Origin of the sequence: cyanobacterium endosymbiont of Epithemia clementina EcSB, assembly GCF_029919255.1 — a bacterium.
In the GTDB taxonomy this organism is placed as follows: domain Bacteria; phylum Cyanobacteriota; class Cyanobacteriia; order Cyanobacteriales; family Microcystaceae; genus Rippkaea.
In genome coordinates, this window is sequence record NZ_CP123991.1 from 2191138 (window position 1) to 2209201 (window position 18064).

The window sequence follows — 18064 nt, forward strand, 5'->3', positions numbered from 1 at the left end:
AATATGATTGGATTTTATCTCCCTATTAATTATTTATATTGTTTGTGAGGAAAGATCAGAAGAACAATTTATGAGCGGTGTTACCCCTGAAGAAAAATATTATCGTTTAGCCTTTAATCCATTAAATGATAATTAGTTTTTTGGGTGTTTTTTCTGCTAATAGCAAAACTATATTGGTCGATATTTATCTCCCTGTTTGACATCCGCCATTTGTAAAAATTGTGATTAAAAAGTTGAGTAAATTAATAGTTAATCGTGACTAATGAATAACTATTATCAAGATATTTTAGATTTCTGGTTAGGTCAATTCACTTCCATTAATTATGGGAATACTCAAAAATTTTGGTTTATTAAAAAGCTTAAATTTGACCAAGCTGTGCGATCTCGGTTTTTATAGACCTATAAATTAGCGACTTCTTATCAATTAGATAACTAAGATAAATCTCTATTGAGTTGTATAGCTTTAATTATTTTACTGGATCAATTTCCTCAAAAATGGAGAGGCTAGCATGCTCCTCTAACTCCTGGGAAAGTAAAATTAGGTCAGTGGGCTAATCGATAAGATAAAATGTGGATTCTATCTCCTCAAACATCGACTCTAGTCCATTAAATATTTTAAAAAACTCTAACAAAGAGTCGAGAAAAATTCGTTGTCCAGCGATTCCTATTAACCAGGAATTGCTATCAAACCAGGTAAATTGAATTAAGGTTTTAGGTTAAGCATTACATATCTCTCCTTAGGGTAAAGATTTATTACTTGACTTGACTGACGACAGATTCTCATCCCTTTTCCTTGCCATGATTAAAAGGACAACCAGAGGTTAATTTCTGGAGAAAAGTACTATTATCAAAATAATGCTCAACTTCTAAAATTTTTAAGTCATCTGTGACCCTAGCAATACTTAAACCCACGATTTCGATAGTTTGTCCTGTGGGTTGGTGATCTTTATATGGACCATTAAATGTTCCCCAATGTCGCCATTTAAAAGTAATATTAGGTGGTCCTGATAACACTTCAGTTAATTCCCAAAGAAAACCATTAGGAAAAGCCTTATGAAATAGTTCAAAGGAAGATTCAAAAGTTTCTTCCGTAGCACTGTACTTTTCACCATCATCAATAAATAAATTGTAAGTTCCTTGCTCGGACACCTTTTGGGCTGTATAAAACTGTCCGCCATTGCTGCTCATCCGAAATTTATCGGTTACGATTGATAACCATTGTTCTGGATTAGTCTTATGAGAGGCTTCCATTTCAAAAGTTCTCACCAAGTTTTCAACAATTGCTTCTAATGACCCCTCAGGATGATTAAATTGGCTTTCTACTCTGAGAAATTGATTAGTATAGGAATAATCGGGACGTTCGCCGTTGCGCCATTGCACCCCTTCATCATTAGCAATCACTGTATCGCGGTCTTGTACCCAAATTGGTAATTTATCTGAGTCATAATCCATTTAAGTTCTCCTTTCGTATGATTTTAAGCCAAAACCCTTCTCTAAGAGTCTATTAGAAAGATACTATAATAATTATTAATTTTAGATTAAAATATTTATATAAGAAATATTAATTTTTTTGATTCTTAAATCGTACATAAAAATAAAAATGCCAACTTTTTTAGTTCCAATAATTAATCTAGTAGGTTACTTGACAAAGTACAACTGATTTCTTCTAAAAATTAAAGTTGTAACTAACCTAGTCTACAAAATATATATATTTTTTTATCATTATTAAGAACAGGAAATCTGTAAAACAGACACATATAGCCTTTGGTAAATGTGTCTGTTTTAAATTTATATAATCCTATGGTTTTCTAGTAACTATTTTTTGTAGAAAATTACTACTAACGATTACGAATCGTTACAGAGATATAATAAAAATTATACATTTGAGTATTCACTACTATTGGTTATGGTCAGTCTTGAATTTCCTTGACTTACAGTCATTATTTTAATTTTCATACTAGCAGCTTTCGCCCCTCTCTATTATGCCAGATAAATAGATAATTTTCTGTTTAATAGTAAAATTTGATAGTTTTAGTTCTTCCAATTCCGTTAGCTATATTTTTAGGCAGTTTGGTATCTAGCACTCGCTTTTTTAAAACACTTTTTTATTTTATACTTGTTTAAGCTCATTTACCTGAATACCACTCAGAGTACTCAGGTGAAGTTCTAAACCCTTTGCTCATAACAATTAATTAATTTCACAAGCTAAGCATTGTTCTTAGCTTGTTTTCCATTTAAGCTAACTAAAACTAACATCGGAATTTAAGATAATGAAATTACCTCCATTCTCTGAACCTGGGAATTGGCACCGAAAAGGAACCAAAGACATATAAAGCCATCAAGGTCAGAAGACAAGTTATTTCCTGTCTGTTTCTGGGTTACAAAATAACGCTTACTGTCAAAGCAACACCCGTCCAGAACAATGTTTTACTTCGAGCAGGACACAGTCCAAAAAGTTTCATTGTTTAAGTCTCCTATTGTTTAACCTACTTAGAGCATTCCCATTCTTTGGTAATAACAGTTACTTCATTCTAATTCTATTTTAGATAAAATCTACCGTATCTGAAATTATCTTTAAGAAATCACAGAATATTTATTATTTAACGAAGTTTATCTTCTAGAAGTTAGTTTTATTTATAGAGATAATCTTAGTGTCATGATAAAGTAACAGAGAGATGGATGCAAAATTAAAATTTCTAAATTTTTTCCTCTATTTTAACCAAGAGAAACCTAGTTAAGATGGCTATAGATTCAATTTAATTATATTGATTTAGTTAAGTAATTATGAGCTAAAAAAAATAAATACAATCTAAGAACCAGGATGTTTTTACTAAAATATAATGAAATATTAATTCATGAAGTTTTTAACTACTACAAAAAACTCATAAGAAATTGATAATAAGTAAATTGTTCACAACTTCAACATGACTATTTTATTAAACCTAGACCTTTCGGAAAAACTACAACAACTCCGCAATAGTTTGCGCCTTGGACAAAAACAGTTAGCAGATTGGGAAAGGGGAGAAATGGCAATATCTGCAGTTCCTGGGGCCGGTAAATCTCATAGTTTGGCAGTAGCGGCGACTATCATGATCGGACGCTATCAATTACACCCTAAAAAACAACTGATTATCGTGACTTATACCCGTTCTGCAGCGGCTGGCATTAAAGCTAAGATTAAAAAATGTTTGAAAGAATTACGATTATCTCAAACAGGTTTTATGGTACAAACTTTACACGGTTTAGCACTTAATATTGCTAGTCATAATCCTAAGTTATCTCAGCTTAACTTAGACACCGCTACCATTGTTATTCCTACCCCTAGTCATCATATTATTCGGACTTCCGTAGAAGAGTGGATTAGTGCCAACCCTCACCACTACCAAGTTTTATTACAAGGATTCCAATTTGATGGAGAAGAAACGGAAAGACTACGTCGTCAATTGGTATTACGTACTGAAGTTTTACCTAAACTAGCTCACATTATTATCCGTGAAGCTAAAAGTTCAGGACTTTCTCCCCAAAAGATAGCACAATTAAGCAAATATTCGGCAGATCATTATAATATTTTAGGAATAGGAGCAGGTTTATATAAACAGTATGAAAAAGTGATGCGATCACTAGATTTTATTGATTATGACGACATAACTTTAGCATCTTTACGAGTTTTAGAAAATACAAATATTCGTAATCGTTGGCAACAAGAAACTTTTGCCGTTCTTGAAGATGAAGCTCAAGATTCTAGCCCCCTTCAAGAAAAACTAATTAACTTATTAGCTCAAGATTCTAATCATTCTGACAATCCACCTAATTTGATTCGAGTTGGTGATCCTAATCAAGCGATTAATTCTACTTTTACTCCTGCTGATCCTATTTATTTTAATTGGTTTTGTAAACGCTGTGAAGCTCAAAATAATTTAGCCATTATGAATCAAGCTGGACGTAGTAGTAAAGTTATTATTGATGCAGCTAATTTTACTCTAAGTTGGGTTAACAGTCAATGGATAAATGAAACAAAAAATAGGCAAAACCTCGAGTCAAATAAAAATAGTTTTTCTTTGACTAAAGAATATATTCCTTTTCGTCAACAGTATATTTATCCAGTCAAAAAAAATGATCTTCAGCTTAACCCTAAATCTGTGGGAAAAGGGTTAGAAATTTATACACCAAAAGATATATATACAACCGTAGAATTAATAGAAGAAAGAATTGTAAAACTTTTCAAAAACAATCCCAAGCATAATTCAGCTATTTTAGTTAGAGAAAATCGTCAAAGTCGATTTTTAGCGGCAAATCTAGCTCATTTAAGAAAAGCTCACGGAATTAAAATATATGAAGTAGGAGAAGTAGAGCGATTCTCTAAAATTCCTGAAGAAATCCTTAAAATATTACGTTTTATTGATCGTCCTCATTCCGCAGAATATTTAAAATCAGCCTTAGAAATTTTAGAAAAACGAGATTTAATTGCGACTCAAGATCTCAATACATTAGTTACCTATCCAGAAAATTTTCTCTATCCTAATCCCTTAATTAAGAAACAAAAAAAAGAAGTATTACAAGCGCGTCGTTACTGTTGTAATCTCTTACGGGCTAAATTAGAATTACCATCCTATCAACTTATACCATTTTTAGGAATGACTCTTAAATATACAGGATCAGAATTAGCTACAGTTCAAAAACTTTCTGATCGCATTAATCGACAAATTATAGAAAATAATTCCTTAAAAACAACTATCAAAACCCTTCAAGAAATTGTCAGTATTGAAGGGTTTGAAGAAGTAGAAGAAGACAATGAAGATCGTTACACAAAAGCCAATCAATTGACAATCATTACTATGCACAAAGCCAAAGGATTAGATTGGGATTATGTCTTTATTCCTTTCTTACATAAAGATGTTTTGCCTGGTAGTCCTTGGGTTCCTACTGCGGCTAAATTTCTAGGAGATTTTGCTTTTGCAGAAGTAGCTCGTGCTCAAATTCGATCAGCAGTTCACGGACAACATATCACCCAAGAATTAGTCAGCGAGATATCTGAACCTAAGAAAGCTTGGGAAGAAGCGGCACAACTTAAGAAAGCCGAAGAATATCGCTTACTTTATGTAGCAATGACAAGAGCAAAACGCTTATTATGGATGTCTGCTGCCCATCTGGGCCCTTTTCGTTGGAATGTTTTTCAAGGGAATAAAACAATCAATTTGCAACCGAAAGTTCCTTGTCCTATTATACCAATTTTGAAGGAACAATTTCCTGAATCAATTATGTAAATACTTACCCGGTTTACATTCCTTAAATCTATCAACTATGATAATAATTAAATTGTCTATAGCATTATGCAAATACGTTAAAATCTTTTTTAAGAAGCAGAAATTATAAGGATTTATTTAGGTTCTGAGAGGGGAATGGCTCGTCCTTGAGCTTGTAATTTAGGAATTAAATAAAGGTTTTGCAGTAAAACTCCTGCACCAGCTACCCAAGGAGGAACAATTAATGCCCCCAAAATTCCCAAAATTTGAACCCCACTCAACACCGCCAATAATTGGTATAGAGGAGAAACATTGACCGAAGATCCTACTAACAGAGGATCAAGCACATAGGTTTCCACATTCTGAATAAATAAAAATAGCAACAGAACCCAAAGAAACACCCACCCCCCTTGGGCAATTGCTACAATCAAGGCAGGAATTGAGCCTAAAACTGGACCAAAAAAGGGAATTAGATTAGTAATTCCAGCAATAGTTCCTAAACCTAGAGCAAACTCGGAAATACCCAGGAATCTTAGCCCTAAACTAACAACTAACCCCAAAATAAACGAGACTAAAAGCCTCCCTTGAATATAACCTCCCATCCGTTGACTAATGGGAATTACCTGAGCTTCTAAACGTTCATCCCAAGGGTGAGGAAATAAATTGACAATGCCCCCAATTAATTTTTTTGACCCTGATAACATATAACCAGAGAGCAAAACGGCTACAATTACGTTGAAAACTCCCCCCAGAATGCCCCGCGTCACACCACCAACACCGATGAGGAATTTTTGACTGTAGCTCAATGTCCAAGACACCAGAGACTGAAGATCTAACAGTTGATTAATGAAATCGAGGACTTCAGGTTGAGTAAAACCCCGTCTAGTAACCCAGTTTTGGAATTCCGTTTCTAAAATATCTAAATATACAGGTAATTTCTGTAACAACCGTTGAATTTGGGCAATAATTGTTGGACCTAGGATTAAACTCATTCCAGTTATCAAGGTTAATAAGCCTAAATAGACAAAAATCACAGCTAGCCAGGGGGGAATCCCTCGTTTTTCTACACTTTTTACCAGAGGAGCTAGAGTAGAAGCAATAACCACCGCGATCATCAAAATCACCAAAAGATTTCGCAGTTGCCATAGTAGAATCAACATAAACCCAGAACCTACTAGTAATAGTAAGTTAGACGGAGAAATAGCAATTATTCGTTTATGTATCATAGTTTTATTCAACTTAAATCGGTTTATAAGTAGTTAGTGAGGTATTCTAAGCTAGAAATATAGATCATCCCACCATGATCATTCTATTGTTGTTGTGACCAGTGATGGTTTTCCATCGTTGCCTCTTGGGTTTTTTCCATGAACGGACGGCGAATTTGTTAATATTTAGTCTATTATCTAGAGGTGAATATTTCATCACCTAGCCCCTTTGCATGAACTACATTAGCAATTAAAGGAGTAATAACAGCCGTGTCTTCTAACCATTGTGTGCTTCTTAGTCCATAATGAGGAAACATTCCATGGGCTGTATTTCTTACTAAAACAATTCTTTTCCTGCTCCAAATTGAGTGATTATAATTTGCAATATTAGCTAGATGAACATAATAAGAACACTTTAGCAGGTTTTCAAAATTAGATAAACTGACTAATTGCTGAATAACTGAATATAAGGGCTGCTTTTTCTAATCTTTGCATCATCAATCTTATCAGCTCATCGTCTGGTTTATGATGCAAATAGTTTAAGGTTAAAGAACTATGAAAAAAATAATTGATAGATATGGTTGGTCTTGAAAGAAGTTGAAACAATCTCGGGTGAATTATTTAATGTTATATACTTTTTAACTTCATAACTAGTCACTATTGCTATTGACTGTTCTTGAAGATATTTAGGTTTCATTTCCTCTGAAATAGACTCGAAAATATTATTAAAGGAACGGCAACGGGGCTCTGTTCAATCGTAATACTGAGGTTTTGCCCATTGACTCATTTTTTTATTCTCGTAAACAACCTGAAAAACTTCTGAATTAATTCCATCCGCTACTCTCATTGACTTTGCTTGAAACTTTTTATTTTCTAGAGCATTAAACTTTTTAAGTTCTCTTTTGTTCTCATTTTCCATAATTAGTCTCTGATTGTATCTGATACACAACTAATCTTGATATAATTGTACTCTTTTTCTAGATTCACACAACGATTGTTTATCTTAATCAATTCTGGCGGTAAGAATTTTTTTAAGGTTGTTTGCAACTGATACCAAGGAATAGAAAGGCAACCTTTCTCATACTGATTCAAACAAGTTTCAAAGTTTAAAGAAATCTTCCGAACAATTTCTCCTTAAAGGTTTTTGAAATACCAGTATTTTTTAAAAGTGGAGGTTTTCTACTTGATAAAATTCACAAATTTCATCGATGACTAAACTACTGTTTACACCCAGTTTTTGTCAACTAATAGCTGTTGCTAATCTCACGGAGCTAGCTCCAAATAATTAAAACATGGTAAACCTTTTCTGGTTAAGTATTAGACTTTAAAGTCATATTGATTACTACCAATTTTCTAATTATTTTAGGCAATGAGACAACTTTTTTAACAGACGGATTTTCTCGTAAGATAAAAAAGCTAATTTTTAATTTTAATTGTCAATTCTCATTAATCATCAATTTTCACGGCTCCTGCACGGCAATCTCGTAACCATAAACGAATACCTTGCCCAATTGGCCCATCACTAGCGTCTTTAGGAGGTAAGGGAAGACCTCCATCATTAAGAGACGCTAATTGGGTGAATAATATCACTGCTCGCCACCCTTTTTCTGTTTGAGTCAGAAATAGCCAATAATAATTTTCTAGATTAACTAGACTTTCTTCCCCATACTGACGTTCCAAGGTGGTAAAAAAGACTTGTTGAGCTGTATCTTCAAGAACAGATTGATATTGCAGATTAGTCAGGGGTAACGGCTCAAATTCTGGACTCCCTGCCACTAAAACATATAGGGATGGAGGAAAAGGGCGATCACGTAATCTTTCTCGTTGAATCACCCTGTTAGCGTAACTGGGTAAATCCTTCAACATCAACTCAGTCAACCTTTGAAGATCGGATGGGCAAGAGGTTAACTGAGGAGTGTTCTGAGAATAAACTTCTGATAGTTGGCTTAAGCAACCTACTGTCATTAACAGTCCTATAAATGTTCGTCTCATCATACCATTTCTAATTCTTCGCAAATTTTCTCCCATGCTGCTATTGGATCATTTGCCATTGTAATAGGACGGCCAATAACTAAATAATCTGCCCCCGCTTTCATTGCTTCCGAAGGAGTCATTACCCGTCGCTGATCTCCATTATCAAACCAACTTGGTCTTATCCCTGGACAAATAAGCAAGAAATCTTCCCCACATATCTGCCGTAGTTGACTCACTTCCCTAGGAGAACAAACCGCTCCATTAGCACCAAATTTTTGGGCAAAAATAGCCATCTGGAGGACATATTCTGGTAAATCCAGGGAAATTTTAAGATCTAAATCTAACTCTCGTGAATTTAAACTGGTCAGCAAAGTTATGGCTAATAATTGGGGACGAGGTTCAGTATTACTAATAGCCTTTGTAGCCGCTTGTAGGGCTGTTCGTCCGGCTGTGGCATGAAGGGTAAGGAAATCTACCCCATATTCACTGGCACTACGACAAGCCCCCGCTATAGTATTAGGAATATCGTGGAATTTGAGGTCTAGAAAAATGCGTTTTTCTCGTTCTTTGAGAATAGTCAGAATATTTGGTCCAGTAGCTACAAACAATTCCAGTCCTACCTTCCAAAAACTGACTTGAGGCAATTTATCTAAAAGCGTGATCGCCTCAGTTAAATTGGGAACATCTAGGGGAACAATAATCTGATTAGCCGGTGACATTATGTTAGATGACATCAATGTAATTAATATACTAATCTTAAAAGTTGTGAATTGTCGTTTATTATTCTCTTCCTCTCCTTCTAATCCAACCTAGATAATAGTTTCTAAATAAACGTAAAAAAGCTAATCATTTAATAATTCTATATTTTAAGCACTTAGATTCTAATTGTTATTAATTTAATCTATATTTTTATGGCAACTATTTTGCACAATACTTTGTTTAATACCATTCTTTTTCTAGAATATTTTTTTTCTGGGATATGAGTTTTTAAAAAACATAGATACAACATTTTTTATTCTTATTCTTAAAATTTTAATTTTACTAAACTACCTGTATGCACTGAGTTATTATTAATAATAAATTATATCTATTTCTTCCATAATTTTTAGCTTAATTAACCTCTTTTTTAAAATTTTTGATAAAAGTTTCTTTTGATAGTGATAGCTCCCTATTTATAGGGCATAATAAAAGTTTTTATTCTGTTTGTATACTTAATATTATATTTAGTTTTTTTCTTTTTTTTTGACTCTGTGGAATTACTTTATTTTTTTACTTCTTGGAGAATACAGCAATTTTTTTTTGAATAATTTATTTGGAAATCGTTCTTCCAACTTCATTTCATGGTAGTTCTACCTAATTTGCAATTTCTTTAACTCTCTCTTCTCTTGGATTTAAACACAACATTTTTGCTTTTGTCATGGAGAAAATTTTTGGATCGCCAGTAAATTTTGATAGTGTTTGCCATTCTAATTGTATTAGCTGAATTTTTAGGCACGCTGGCATCTAAATGATCGCTTGATCTCTCTTGTGTATTTTACACTTATTTAAGCTCACTTACTTGGATGTACCGCGATCGCCTATATTACTACTTGTCCCCGAATAGTGAATCTTATGCGAGTTGCCTTATTCACAGAGACCTTTTTGCCTAAAATTGACGGAATTGTAACCCGTCTGCGTCATACCGTTGAACATTTGCAGCGTAACGGCGATCAAGTATTAGTTTTCTGTCCTGATGGAGGTGTCACTGAATACAAAGGAGCCAAAGTCCATGGAGTCAAAGGAGTGTCTCTTCCTCTGTACCCAGAATTAAAATTAGCCATTCCTACCCCCACTGTCGGCAAGGCAATCGAACGATTTAAACCCGATTTAGTCCATGTGGTAAATCCTGCTGTTTTAGGATTAGGGGGAATTTATTATGCTAAAACAATGAATATTCCACTTGTTGCTTCCTATCATACCCATTTACCTCAATATCTACAACATTACGGATTAGGATCATTAGAAGGGTTACTCTGGGAATTATTAAAATTAGGACATAATCAGGCACAATTAAACCTCTGTACCTCAACCGCCATGGTGAATGAATTAGTCAGCCATGGTATTGAGCGAGTTGACTTGTGGCAACGGGGGGTAGATACAGAAATGTTTCAACCCCATTTAGGTTCTCAACAAATGCGATCACGGTTATCAGAAGGACATCCTGAATATCCTTTATTGTTGTATGTTGGACGAGTTTCCCCAGAAAAGCAAATTGAGAATATTAAACCTGTTCTGGAAGCTATTCCTGACGCTCGTTTAGCTGTTGTTGGGGATGGACCTCATCGAGAGACGTTGAAAACTCATTTTGCAGGGACTCAGACAAATTTTGTAGGTTATCTCCAGGGATTAGAATTAGCTGCTGCGTTTGCTTCATCAGATGCATTTATTTTCCCTTCAAAGACGGAAACCCTAGGGTTAGTCTTATTAGAAGCAATGGCCGCAGGATGTCCCGTCGTAGCGGCTAATTCTGGGGGAATACCCGATATTGTTACCGATGGGGTTAATGGATATTTATTTGAGCCTGCTGATGCTGATGGGGCTATTGTCGCAACTCAACGCTTGTTAGCGGCCAAAGAAGAACGAGAAAAACTACGAGGAAATGCTCGTCTTGAGGCAGAACGTTGGGGTTGGGGAGCGGCTACTTGCCAGTTACGCAACTATTATCAAAAGATTCTTCATAAAGAGTCTTTATTAACTGCAGCTTAGATTAGCTCTGAATAACCTTTGTAGAGACGTTTGAGCAAACGTCTCTACAAAGGTTATTCAAAACAAACAAAGATTAAAGTTACAAAAACTAATTAAGACATTCTATCAATAATTTTTGTAAGAATATCCATGCCACTTATTGCTTGCCAACCAAACAGACTAACAATAAAAATATTAAGGGTGATATGGGTATAACGGGCTAATTCATGACCTTTTTGCATTAGAGGGGAAAGGGAAGCGGAAACAGCGATCATTACGGTCAAACTCAACCCGACTAATAAATGGGGACCGACAAACAATTTCCCATTATTAATATAAGTAATGGCCATTCCACCCATATTACCCATTACCATTAAGGCCAATAGTAATGAGCTCAGTTGGTAGTGTCGAGTCTTAAAGTCTTTTAGTAGTAATTCTTTTTTAACTTCTTTATCGGCTGTCCGAGTTTGTCGCCATTGAATGCCCAAATATGAAGTATAAATGGTCAACCCGAATAGTATCCACATAAGAATGGGATGGCCAAACTGCGACCAGACTTTAATAAGTTCTGGAATATCTGCTGTCATGGATGGTTCCTCTGCCTAAAACGAATACTTGACGTAACTTAACTCACTACCTAACCTATCACAATCTGCACGGAAAGTGAGCACAACTAACGGCAATGAAAACAATTGAAATTAAACACTTAGTTTGAGAGCATTAACCGGGACTTCATCCCAAGAGTCTACAATTCTGAGGGTGGCAACCCAACCTTCTTGTTTGTGTTGCTCACTTAAGTCCTTAAGCCAAGTTTGGTGGCATTCTTCTGCTGTTGCTTCATCACAACACGCAATACAAGAATAAACAATCCCACAGGGATCGATTTGTTCATTAACCCAAATTGTCATATTTAAAAAATATCCCAATGTTTATTGATATCTATCATCAATTAGTTTATTACCCTTCAAGAATCAATTAAGTGATGATCGAGGGCAAATCGCACCAATTCAGCGCGGTTATTGGTTTCGGTTTTTCGAAGTAAGCTGCTAACATGTTTTTCTACTGTTCGGGGACTTAAATGTAGTTTCTGCCCAATGTCTCCATTAGATAACCCAGTTGTCAGTAAGTTAAGAACTTGAACTTCCCGTGGAGTAAAGTGGATATAATTGGGAATATCCTGATTGTTAGCCGCTGTTTCTTGATAATAATCATTTTTTTGGTTTCCAGAAAACTTTCGTTTTGAAAAATCCCATTCAGATTGGATTATTTGGGTTCGTTCTAAAAGATTGCGGACTACCGCCCTGAGTTCTTCCATTTCAAAGGGTTTGGGCAGATAAACATCACACCCCACCTCATACCCTTGAATTCGTTCTCCTGTACTATCTCGTTCTGTAAGAAAAATCACTGGTAAAAGACGGAATTCTGGTAACTGCCGTAGATAGCGAACCAAAGTATAGCCATCCTTTTGTGGCATTTTAATATCAGATATGAACAGATGAGGACGATAGGCTCCTAAAAGAGACAAGGCTTCTTGTCCATTTCGGGCAGTTATGACAGAATAACTGTAAAGTTCTAAATAATCTTTGACAGCTAATCGAACCCCTGGATCATCATCAGCTATTAAGATTAATAATGGCATAAATACAAAGCAGTCTAATCTTTAACTCTTGCTAACAATCTAGAAGTGGTTAATTTATAGGTCCATTTTACCATTGGTGGCGAAAAATCTACAGAAAAGCCTTGAGGGAAATCGCTCAGTGATCTTTGATTGAATCAAAGAGACATTAGATAACTTTAGACTTTGAGTTTATATCGAAACAAGGGTTTGTAGCAAAATTTAAAATGCTTTATTTCGCGTTATGAGTTGGAGAAACTGGAGATTTTATCCAACTCATAAGACCAGTACCGACCAAGATTTCATTACTAGACCGACACTAGGTAACCCTACATCAATTCGGGCATTTTTTTTGTAAAAGAGCAATTAGTTAATCTTTTCAGTTGTAAATCAGGAAACCATTGTCGATTGTTCCCTAATTGATTGATAATTATTGATATTAATGGGGAATTAAACATGGCTATTGAATTTACTAAGTATCATGGATTGGGCAACGATTTCATTTTGATTGATAATCGTTTGAGTAATTCACCGTTAGTGTCTCCAGAGCAGGCCATTAAAATGTGTGATCGCCATTTTGGAATCGGAGCAGATGGGGTGATTTTGGCTCTACCCGGAACAGGCAAGACCGACTACACTATGCGGATTTTTAATCCTGATGGTTCTGAACCCCAAATGTGTGGCAATGGGATTCGCTGTCTGGCCCATTTCATTGCTCAGCTAGAAGGGGGAGAAACCTTAGGGAAAACTTATTCTATTCATACCCCAACTGGAGTGATTTACCCTCGTTTAGAAGCTGAAGGACAAGTGAGAGTAGAGATGGGAAACCCTTATCTATTGGCCCATGAAATTCCCACCACTTTAGGCAATCCTAACGAAACAGTGATTAATCAACCCTTAGCTGTAGCCGGAAAACTCTGGTCAGTCACCTGTGTGAGTATGGGCAACCCCCACTGTATTACGTTTGTTGAAGACCTATCGGCAATTGATTTAGCTATCTTGGGACTTGAATTTGAATACCATCAGATGTTTCCTGAGCGCATTAATACCGAATTTATTGAGGTAGTTCGTCCTGATTATCTGAAAATGCTGGTTTGGGAAAGAGGTGCAGGGGCTACCTTAGCCTGCGGAACAGGAGCCTGTGCATCCGTGGTGGCTGGAGTGTTGACCGAAAACTGTGATCGCAACTGTACCGTAGAACTACCAGGAGGATGTCTTATGATTGAATGGTCTGAAGCCGATAATCGACTCTATATGACTGGCCCGGCTCAACTGGTGTTCACGGGAAGCTATTAAAAGTAATTTTTAAAGATGTAATAAGTTCAGAAATGTTAAGATAAAAGACAGTTTAGAAGAAAGAAATAGACTTATGTCTCCCTTACCTGACTATCGACCCCAAAAACTTTCCCTCGGTCATCTCGAAGCCGAAATTTTAGAGATTATTTGGGACTTAGAAACGGCAACGGTAAAGCAGATTCATGATCGCATTTTATCTGATCCTGAACGAGAGTTGGCTTATGCTTCTGTCACGACCGTTTTACATCGTCTCACCCAAAAAGGATGGCTAAAATACTCTAAAAAAGGGCGAGCTTTTTCTTGGCATCCCCTTGTATCTCGCGAACAAGCGCGGGCCATACAGGCTTATGAGCAATTGCAGCAATTTTTAGCCATTAGCAATCCTGATATCGTGGCAGCTTTTGCGGATAGTTTAGATACAGCTAGTCTAGAACAGTTAGATGCGATCGCGTCTCGTTTACAAACTATTCGTCGTCAACGGGAGGAGACTTAATTTATGCACTTATTAATGATAGTAGTAGCCTTAATTTTGGCTTGGAGTATTCGTCTTTATACTCCCTTATCTCATATCCCTTGGACAACTCGCTGGCAGCGATCACTGTTTTGTTTTGTATTTTCTCCTTTGCTATTATTAATGACTGCGATCGCAGTCATGGTGATGGGATGTCACGGAAAAATGTTAGGATGGCAGTCTAGTTGGTATGGTTACTTATTCGCAATAGGCTTTCTTATCTTTACTACCACTTCTATCGTTAAATTAGCTTTTCAAGGGTGGCAATCTATCCAAACAACCAATAATTATCCTCAAAAAATTATCGAAGGAAAAACTGTAAGACTTCTTGACACTTCTTTACCCTACAGCGCACAGGTTGGTTTTTGGAATTCTAAATTGGTCATTAGTAAAGGGCTTTTAGATACCCTAGATAAGGACCATTTAAGTGCAGTTGTTGCCCATGAAGAGGCTCATACTCAGTACCGAGATACTTTTTGGTTTTTTATATTAGGTTGGCTAGGTTATATTAGTCCTTGGTTGCCCAAGACCGATGAGCTGTGGCAAGATTTGTTATTGTTACGAGAAATTCGGGCTGATAAACGAGCTTCTCAACAGGTTGATCCCTTATTAATTGCTGAATCATTGGTAATTGTTGCTCAAAAAATACATGTAATTTCAGAAAATATAACAACAGGAGTTATGGAAGTAGCCTTCCATGACAAAGTTATTTCTGGTCGTTTAAATGAACGAATTGATGCCTTATTAAGTGAGTCAACAAATCCAGTTATTACTTCTTGGAAGTTGAGTTATATTTTATTAACTTTAACTCCGTTAAGTTTGATTCCTTTTCATGGCTAGATTAGTAAATATTAGAAATATTTTACTTTTAAATGAAGTCAAGATATTAATTTTTTTGTTAGCCTTTTGTTATCAACACGAATAAAATACTCCAGTATTATCTATACTATACAGGCTTTCTCGCTATATCTCTAATCAATTGAGAATCTAATTTTTACAAAGTTGACGAATAGTAATTTTCTAGTATTTCAAGATAGTATAGAATCTATAATTCTTTCGATATATTTCACTCTTTTTATTATCTAATATATTTTGTATTTTTTATAAAAATTTACAGTCTTTGGAAGCATATCTCTATATTTATTTGTTTTTTCTTTATTAAGATTTTATCCTTTAAATAAAGAAAAAACGTAAGTGTTTTCTTTATTAACTATTTCCTAAAAGGATTATGTGAAAGTTCCATAACTTTCAAGAAAGTTAATAATATTTAAGCAATTAAAGCAATTCTATTTTAGAATAGAACACCATCTTATATTACTGTTATTCGTATTAAATCTTTTCAGATTTTTAAAAGTGTTTAAAACCTGAATAAAATTAGTATTCTTTGTTTAAAATAAAACTATGATACTTACTTATTATTTTGTTATCTAATTTTAGATAACAAAATAATAAGTAAGTATCAACAATAACGCTAGATTTTTTTTTAACATCTATTGTAGAAAGCATCTATTGTAGAAGTTTAAAACTAGAAAAACTTTAATTTATCTGAATAAATGCTATTTAATATTTTTCTAGCTATAGTAGGCAGCGCTAAATAGACGTAACAATTATAAATTATTTTTTATTTTTATTTAAGAAATTAGAGTTGAATTTATTTTGTTTTTTTAGTATATGGATTAATTCTCACCCTTACTTGTTTTCTTTTTGTTTCAAACTCTTTTTTTAAAACTTAGATAGTTGTTTAATGTTATAAGTCCTTTTATCGCTCTCTGAAAACTTTTAAGGATATTTAATATTTTTCCTTTAAATTCTTGTTTATCCATCTTTCAAAAAAGAAAACAATTTTTCTTTTGCTTAAATAATATATATAAAAAATTTTTTTCTAATTGTACTATCTGATAGTTTCACCAAATATATAACTTTTAGAACTTTCTATTCTGTTGGATTTAAACATAATATTTTTGTTCTTGTTCTTGTCCTGGAGTAAATCTTAGGATCACGAGTTGACTTTAATAGTTATTGTCTACTAATTCTGTTAGCCTAATTTATAGGCAAGCCAGTATATAGTGATAGCTTTTTTAAAAAGGGTTTCTATTCTAGACTAATTTAAAATAATCAACTTATACAAAAAGAATTAAAAAAGAAGATCTTAAACTAAAAATTTACTGTTGCGTTAGTCTAAAGGGACATAATAATTGTGTTTGCTTAATGTTGATTGTCTTTATATCAAAATTAAGTTCTGGAATATCTATCGTGCTGACTGAACCTCCCTCAATAAATTTATAAGTTTGTTTTACATGTGCTTTAAGTTTATGTTCTAAATTAAGTTTCCATAGCTTTTTCTTCTATCAAAAAATGAAGGGAATATTCTTCATATTGAGATTTAAGTATAGAAAGTTCCTCAGCGTAAGGGCATAGATCTTCTGTTGTTAAGGTTGACGCAATAATAATTTAACCAACAGAGATAACCCACCTAGTTTAACCTTATTAATTCACAATCAACTCAGCACATCCTAATTAAACCTACCTAATTGTATATTGACGACAGCTCCTAGCAGTCAATCATGAGGTGAGTCATAATAGGGTCAACTCCTAGTCTTTTCTACGACAGGTCAGTGAGTCATTCAACTCTAGGATCGTATCTAATCAATGGCAACAGAACCATTAATTGAACTTAAAGGAGTCAGTAAAACCTTTGGTGATCAAGTCATTCTAGATCAAATTGACTTGACGATTTATCGAGGGGAGGCACTTGTGATTATTGGACCCTCAGGAACTGGTAAATCAACAATTTTAAGGCTTATAGCTGGATTGCTCCCGGTAGATGCCGGAGAAATTTATATCAAAGGAAAACTACGCAAAGGACTGATCGATGATGGGAATAAACCCATGCGAATTGCTCTCGTCTTCCAGCAAGCAGCCCTTTTTGACTCCCTCAATGTTGATGAAAATGTAGGATTTTTCCTTTACGAACATTCTAAACTCCCTCGTCAAAAAATTCGTCAATTAGTTGAAGAAAAATTAGCGATGGTGGGGTTACAGGGAATGGCTGCTCGCTATCCTTCTCAACTTTCTGGAGGAATGCGTAAGCGAGTCAGTTTTGCTAGGGCTTTGATTGCTGATCCTGATAATCCAGCTGATAACCCTGAAATTGTTCTCTATGATGAACCAACAGCAGGATTAGACCCGATTTCCTCCACTGTTATTGAAGATTTAGTACGCCGTCTTCAAAAGATCCCTGGGGGATGTGATACGTATGTTATGGTCAGCCACCAAGATAGTACTATTCGTCGGACTGCTGATCGCGTAATTTTTCTCTATGGCGGTAAAATCCGATGGGAAGGCGCAGTTAACGAGATCGATAGTAATGATAACCCTCTGATGCGACAATTTTTCAGTGCTAGTGTTCAAGGCCCAATTCGAGTCATCGATTAAGCTATATAGGAGGAAATTTATTCAATGAAACATATCTAAGTAATTGTCCTTCATATTTTTA

16 protein-coding genes are annotated in these 18064 nt (G+C 34.9%); 7 read left to right on the top strand and 9 right to left on the bottom strand.

Features of this window, described 5'->3' with window-relative positions:
- The first annotated feature begins 262 nt into the window (after positions 1-262).
- Complete coding sequence (locus tag P3F56_RS07255; RefSeq protein WP_281152226.1) at positions 263-397, top strand: hypothetical protein; 135 nt, start codon at positions 263-265, stop codon at positions 395-397.
- A gap of 383 nt (positions 398-780) precedes the next feature.
- On the opposite strand, the gene P3F56_RS07260 is transcribed toward P3F56_RS07255, so the two are convergent.
- Positions 781-1452, bottom strand: coding sequence for an ester cyclase (locus P3F56_RS07260; protein ID WP_281152227.1), 672 nt, complete (start codon positions 1450-1452; stop codon positions 781-783).
- A gap of 1472 nt (positions 1453-2924) precedes the next feature.
- Between P3F56_RS07260 and P3F56_RS07265 the strand changes: the two genes are divergently transcribed.
- Positions 2925-5264: an ATP-dependent helicase gene (locus P3F56_RS07265; RefSeq protein ID WP_281152228.1), complete on the top strand. Its 2340-nt coding sequence runs from the start codon at positions 2925-2927 to the stop codon at positions 5262-5264.
- Between the two features lie 113 nt (positions 5265-5377).
- Here P3F56_RS07265 and P3F56_RS07270 read toward each other — a convergent pair whose 3' ends face one another.
- The 5 genes from P3F56_RS07270 to pyrF all read right to left on the bottom strand — a co-directional run bounded on the left by P3F56_RS07270 (position 5378) and on the right by pyrF (position 9141).
- Positions 5378-6469, bottom strand: coding sequence for an AI-2E family transporter (locus tag P3F56_RS07270; RefSeq protein WP_281152229.1), 1092 nt, complete (start codon positions 6467-6469; stop codon positions 5378-5380).
- Positions 6470-6642: 173 nt separating this feature from the next.
- The gene (locus P3F56_RS07275; protein ID WP_281152230.1) at positions 6643-6765 is read right to left on the bottom strand and encodes a hypothetical protein; all 123 of its coding nucleotides are present in this window, start codon (positions 6763-6765) and stop codon (positions 6643-6645) included.
- Between the two features lie 434 nt (positions 6766-7199).
- Positions 7200-7367: a hypothetical protein gene (locus P3F56_RS07280; protein ID WP_281152231.1), complete on the bottom strand. Its 168-nt coding sequence runs from the start codon at positions 7365-7367 to the stop codon at positions 7200-7202.
- A gap of 527 nt (positions 7368-7894) precedes the next feature.
- Positions 7895-8443 (bottom strand): hypothetical protein, encoded by a 549-nt coding sequence (locus tag P3F56_RS07285; RefSeq protein ID WP_281152232.1) that lies wholly within the window; start codon positions 8441-8443, stop codon positions 7895-7897.
- Complete coding sequence (pyrF, locus tag P3F56_RS07290) at positions 8440-9141, bottom strand: orotidine-5'-phosphate decarboxylase (RefSeq protein ID WP_281152233.1); 702 nt, start codon at positions 9139-9141, stop codon at positions 8440-8442. Before pyrF ends, P3F56_RS07285 begins: the two co-directional genes overlap by 4 nt.
- A gap of 892 nt (positions 9142-10033) precedes the next feature.
- Between pyrF and P3F56_RS07295 the strand changes: the two genes are divergently transcribed.
- Positions 10034-11167, top strand: a complete 1134-nt coding sequence (locus P3F56_RS07295) for a glycosyltransferase (RefSeq protein WP_281152234.1) — start codon at positions 10034-10036, stop codon at positions 11165-11167.
- A 92-nt stretch (positions 11168-11259) separates the two neighbouring features.
- Here the strand turns inward: P3F56_RS07295 and P3F56_RS07300 are convergent, their stop codons facing one another.
- From P3F56_RS07300 to P3F56_RS07310, 3 genes are all read right to left on the bottom strand, one after another.
- Complete coding sequence (locus tag P3F56_RS07300; protein WP_281152235.1) at positions 11260-11733, bottom strand: DUF4079 domain-containing protein; 474 nt, start codon at positions 11731-11733, stop codon at positions 11260-11262.
- A 111-nt stretch (positions 11734-11844) separates the two neighbouring features.
- A complete protein-coding gene (locus P3F56_RS07305; protein WP_281152236.1) occupies positions 11845-12054 on the bottom strand; it encodes a glycogen debranching protein in 210 nt (69 codons plus the stop codon).
- A 56-nt stretch (positions 12055-12110) separates the two neighbouring features.
- The gene (locus P3F56_RS07310) at positions 12111-12785 is read right to left on the bottom strand and encodes a response regulator transcription factor (RefSeq protein ID WP_281152237.1); all 675 of its coding nucleotides are present in this window, start codon (positions 12783-12785) and stop codon (positions 12111-12113) included.
- Positions 12786-13217: 432 nt separating this feature from the next.
- Between P3F56_RS07310 and dapF the strand changes: the two genes are divergently transcribed.
- From dapF to P3F56_RS07330, 4 genes are all read left to right on the top strand, one after another.
- Positions 13218-14057 carry a diaminopimelate epimerase gene (dapF, locus tag P3F56_RS07315; RefSeq protein ID WP_281152238.1) on the top strand — a complete coding sequence of 280 codons (840 nt, stop codon included), beginning with the start codon at positions 13218-13220 and terminating at the stop codon, positions 14055-14057.
- Positions 14058-14130: 73 nt separating this feature from the next.
- The gene (locus tag P3F56_RS07320; protein WP_281152239.1) at positions 14131-14550 is read left to right on the top strand and encodes a BlaI/MecI/CopY family transcriptional regulator; all 420 of its coding nucleotides are present in this window, start codon (positions 14131-14133) and stop codon (positions 14548-14550) included.
- A gap of 3 nt (positions 14551-14553) precedes the next feature.
- The gene (locus tag P3F56_RS07325; protein ID WP_281152240.1) at positions 14554-15408 is read left to right on the top strand and encodes a M56 family metallopeptidase; all 855 of its coding nucleotides are present in this window, start codon (positions 14554-14556) and stop codon (positions 15406-15408) included.
- A gap of 1809 nt (positions 15409-17217) precedes the next feature.
- On the top strand, positions 17218-18003 hold the full coding sequence (locus P3F56_RS07330) for an ABC transporter ATP-binding protein (protein ID WP_281152241.1): 786 nt from the start codon (positions 17218-17220) through the stop codon (positions 18001-18003).
- The last annotated feature ends 61 nt before the right edge of the window (positions 18004-18064 follow it).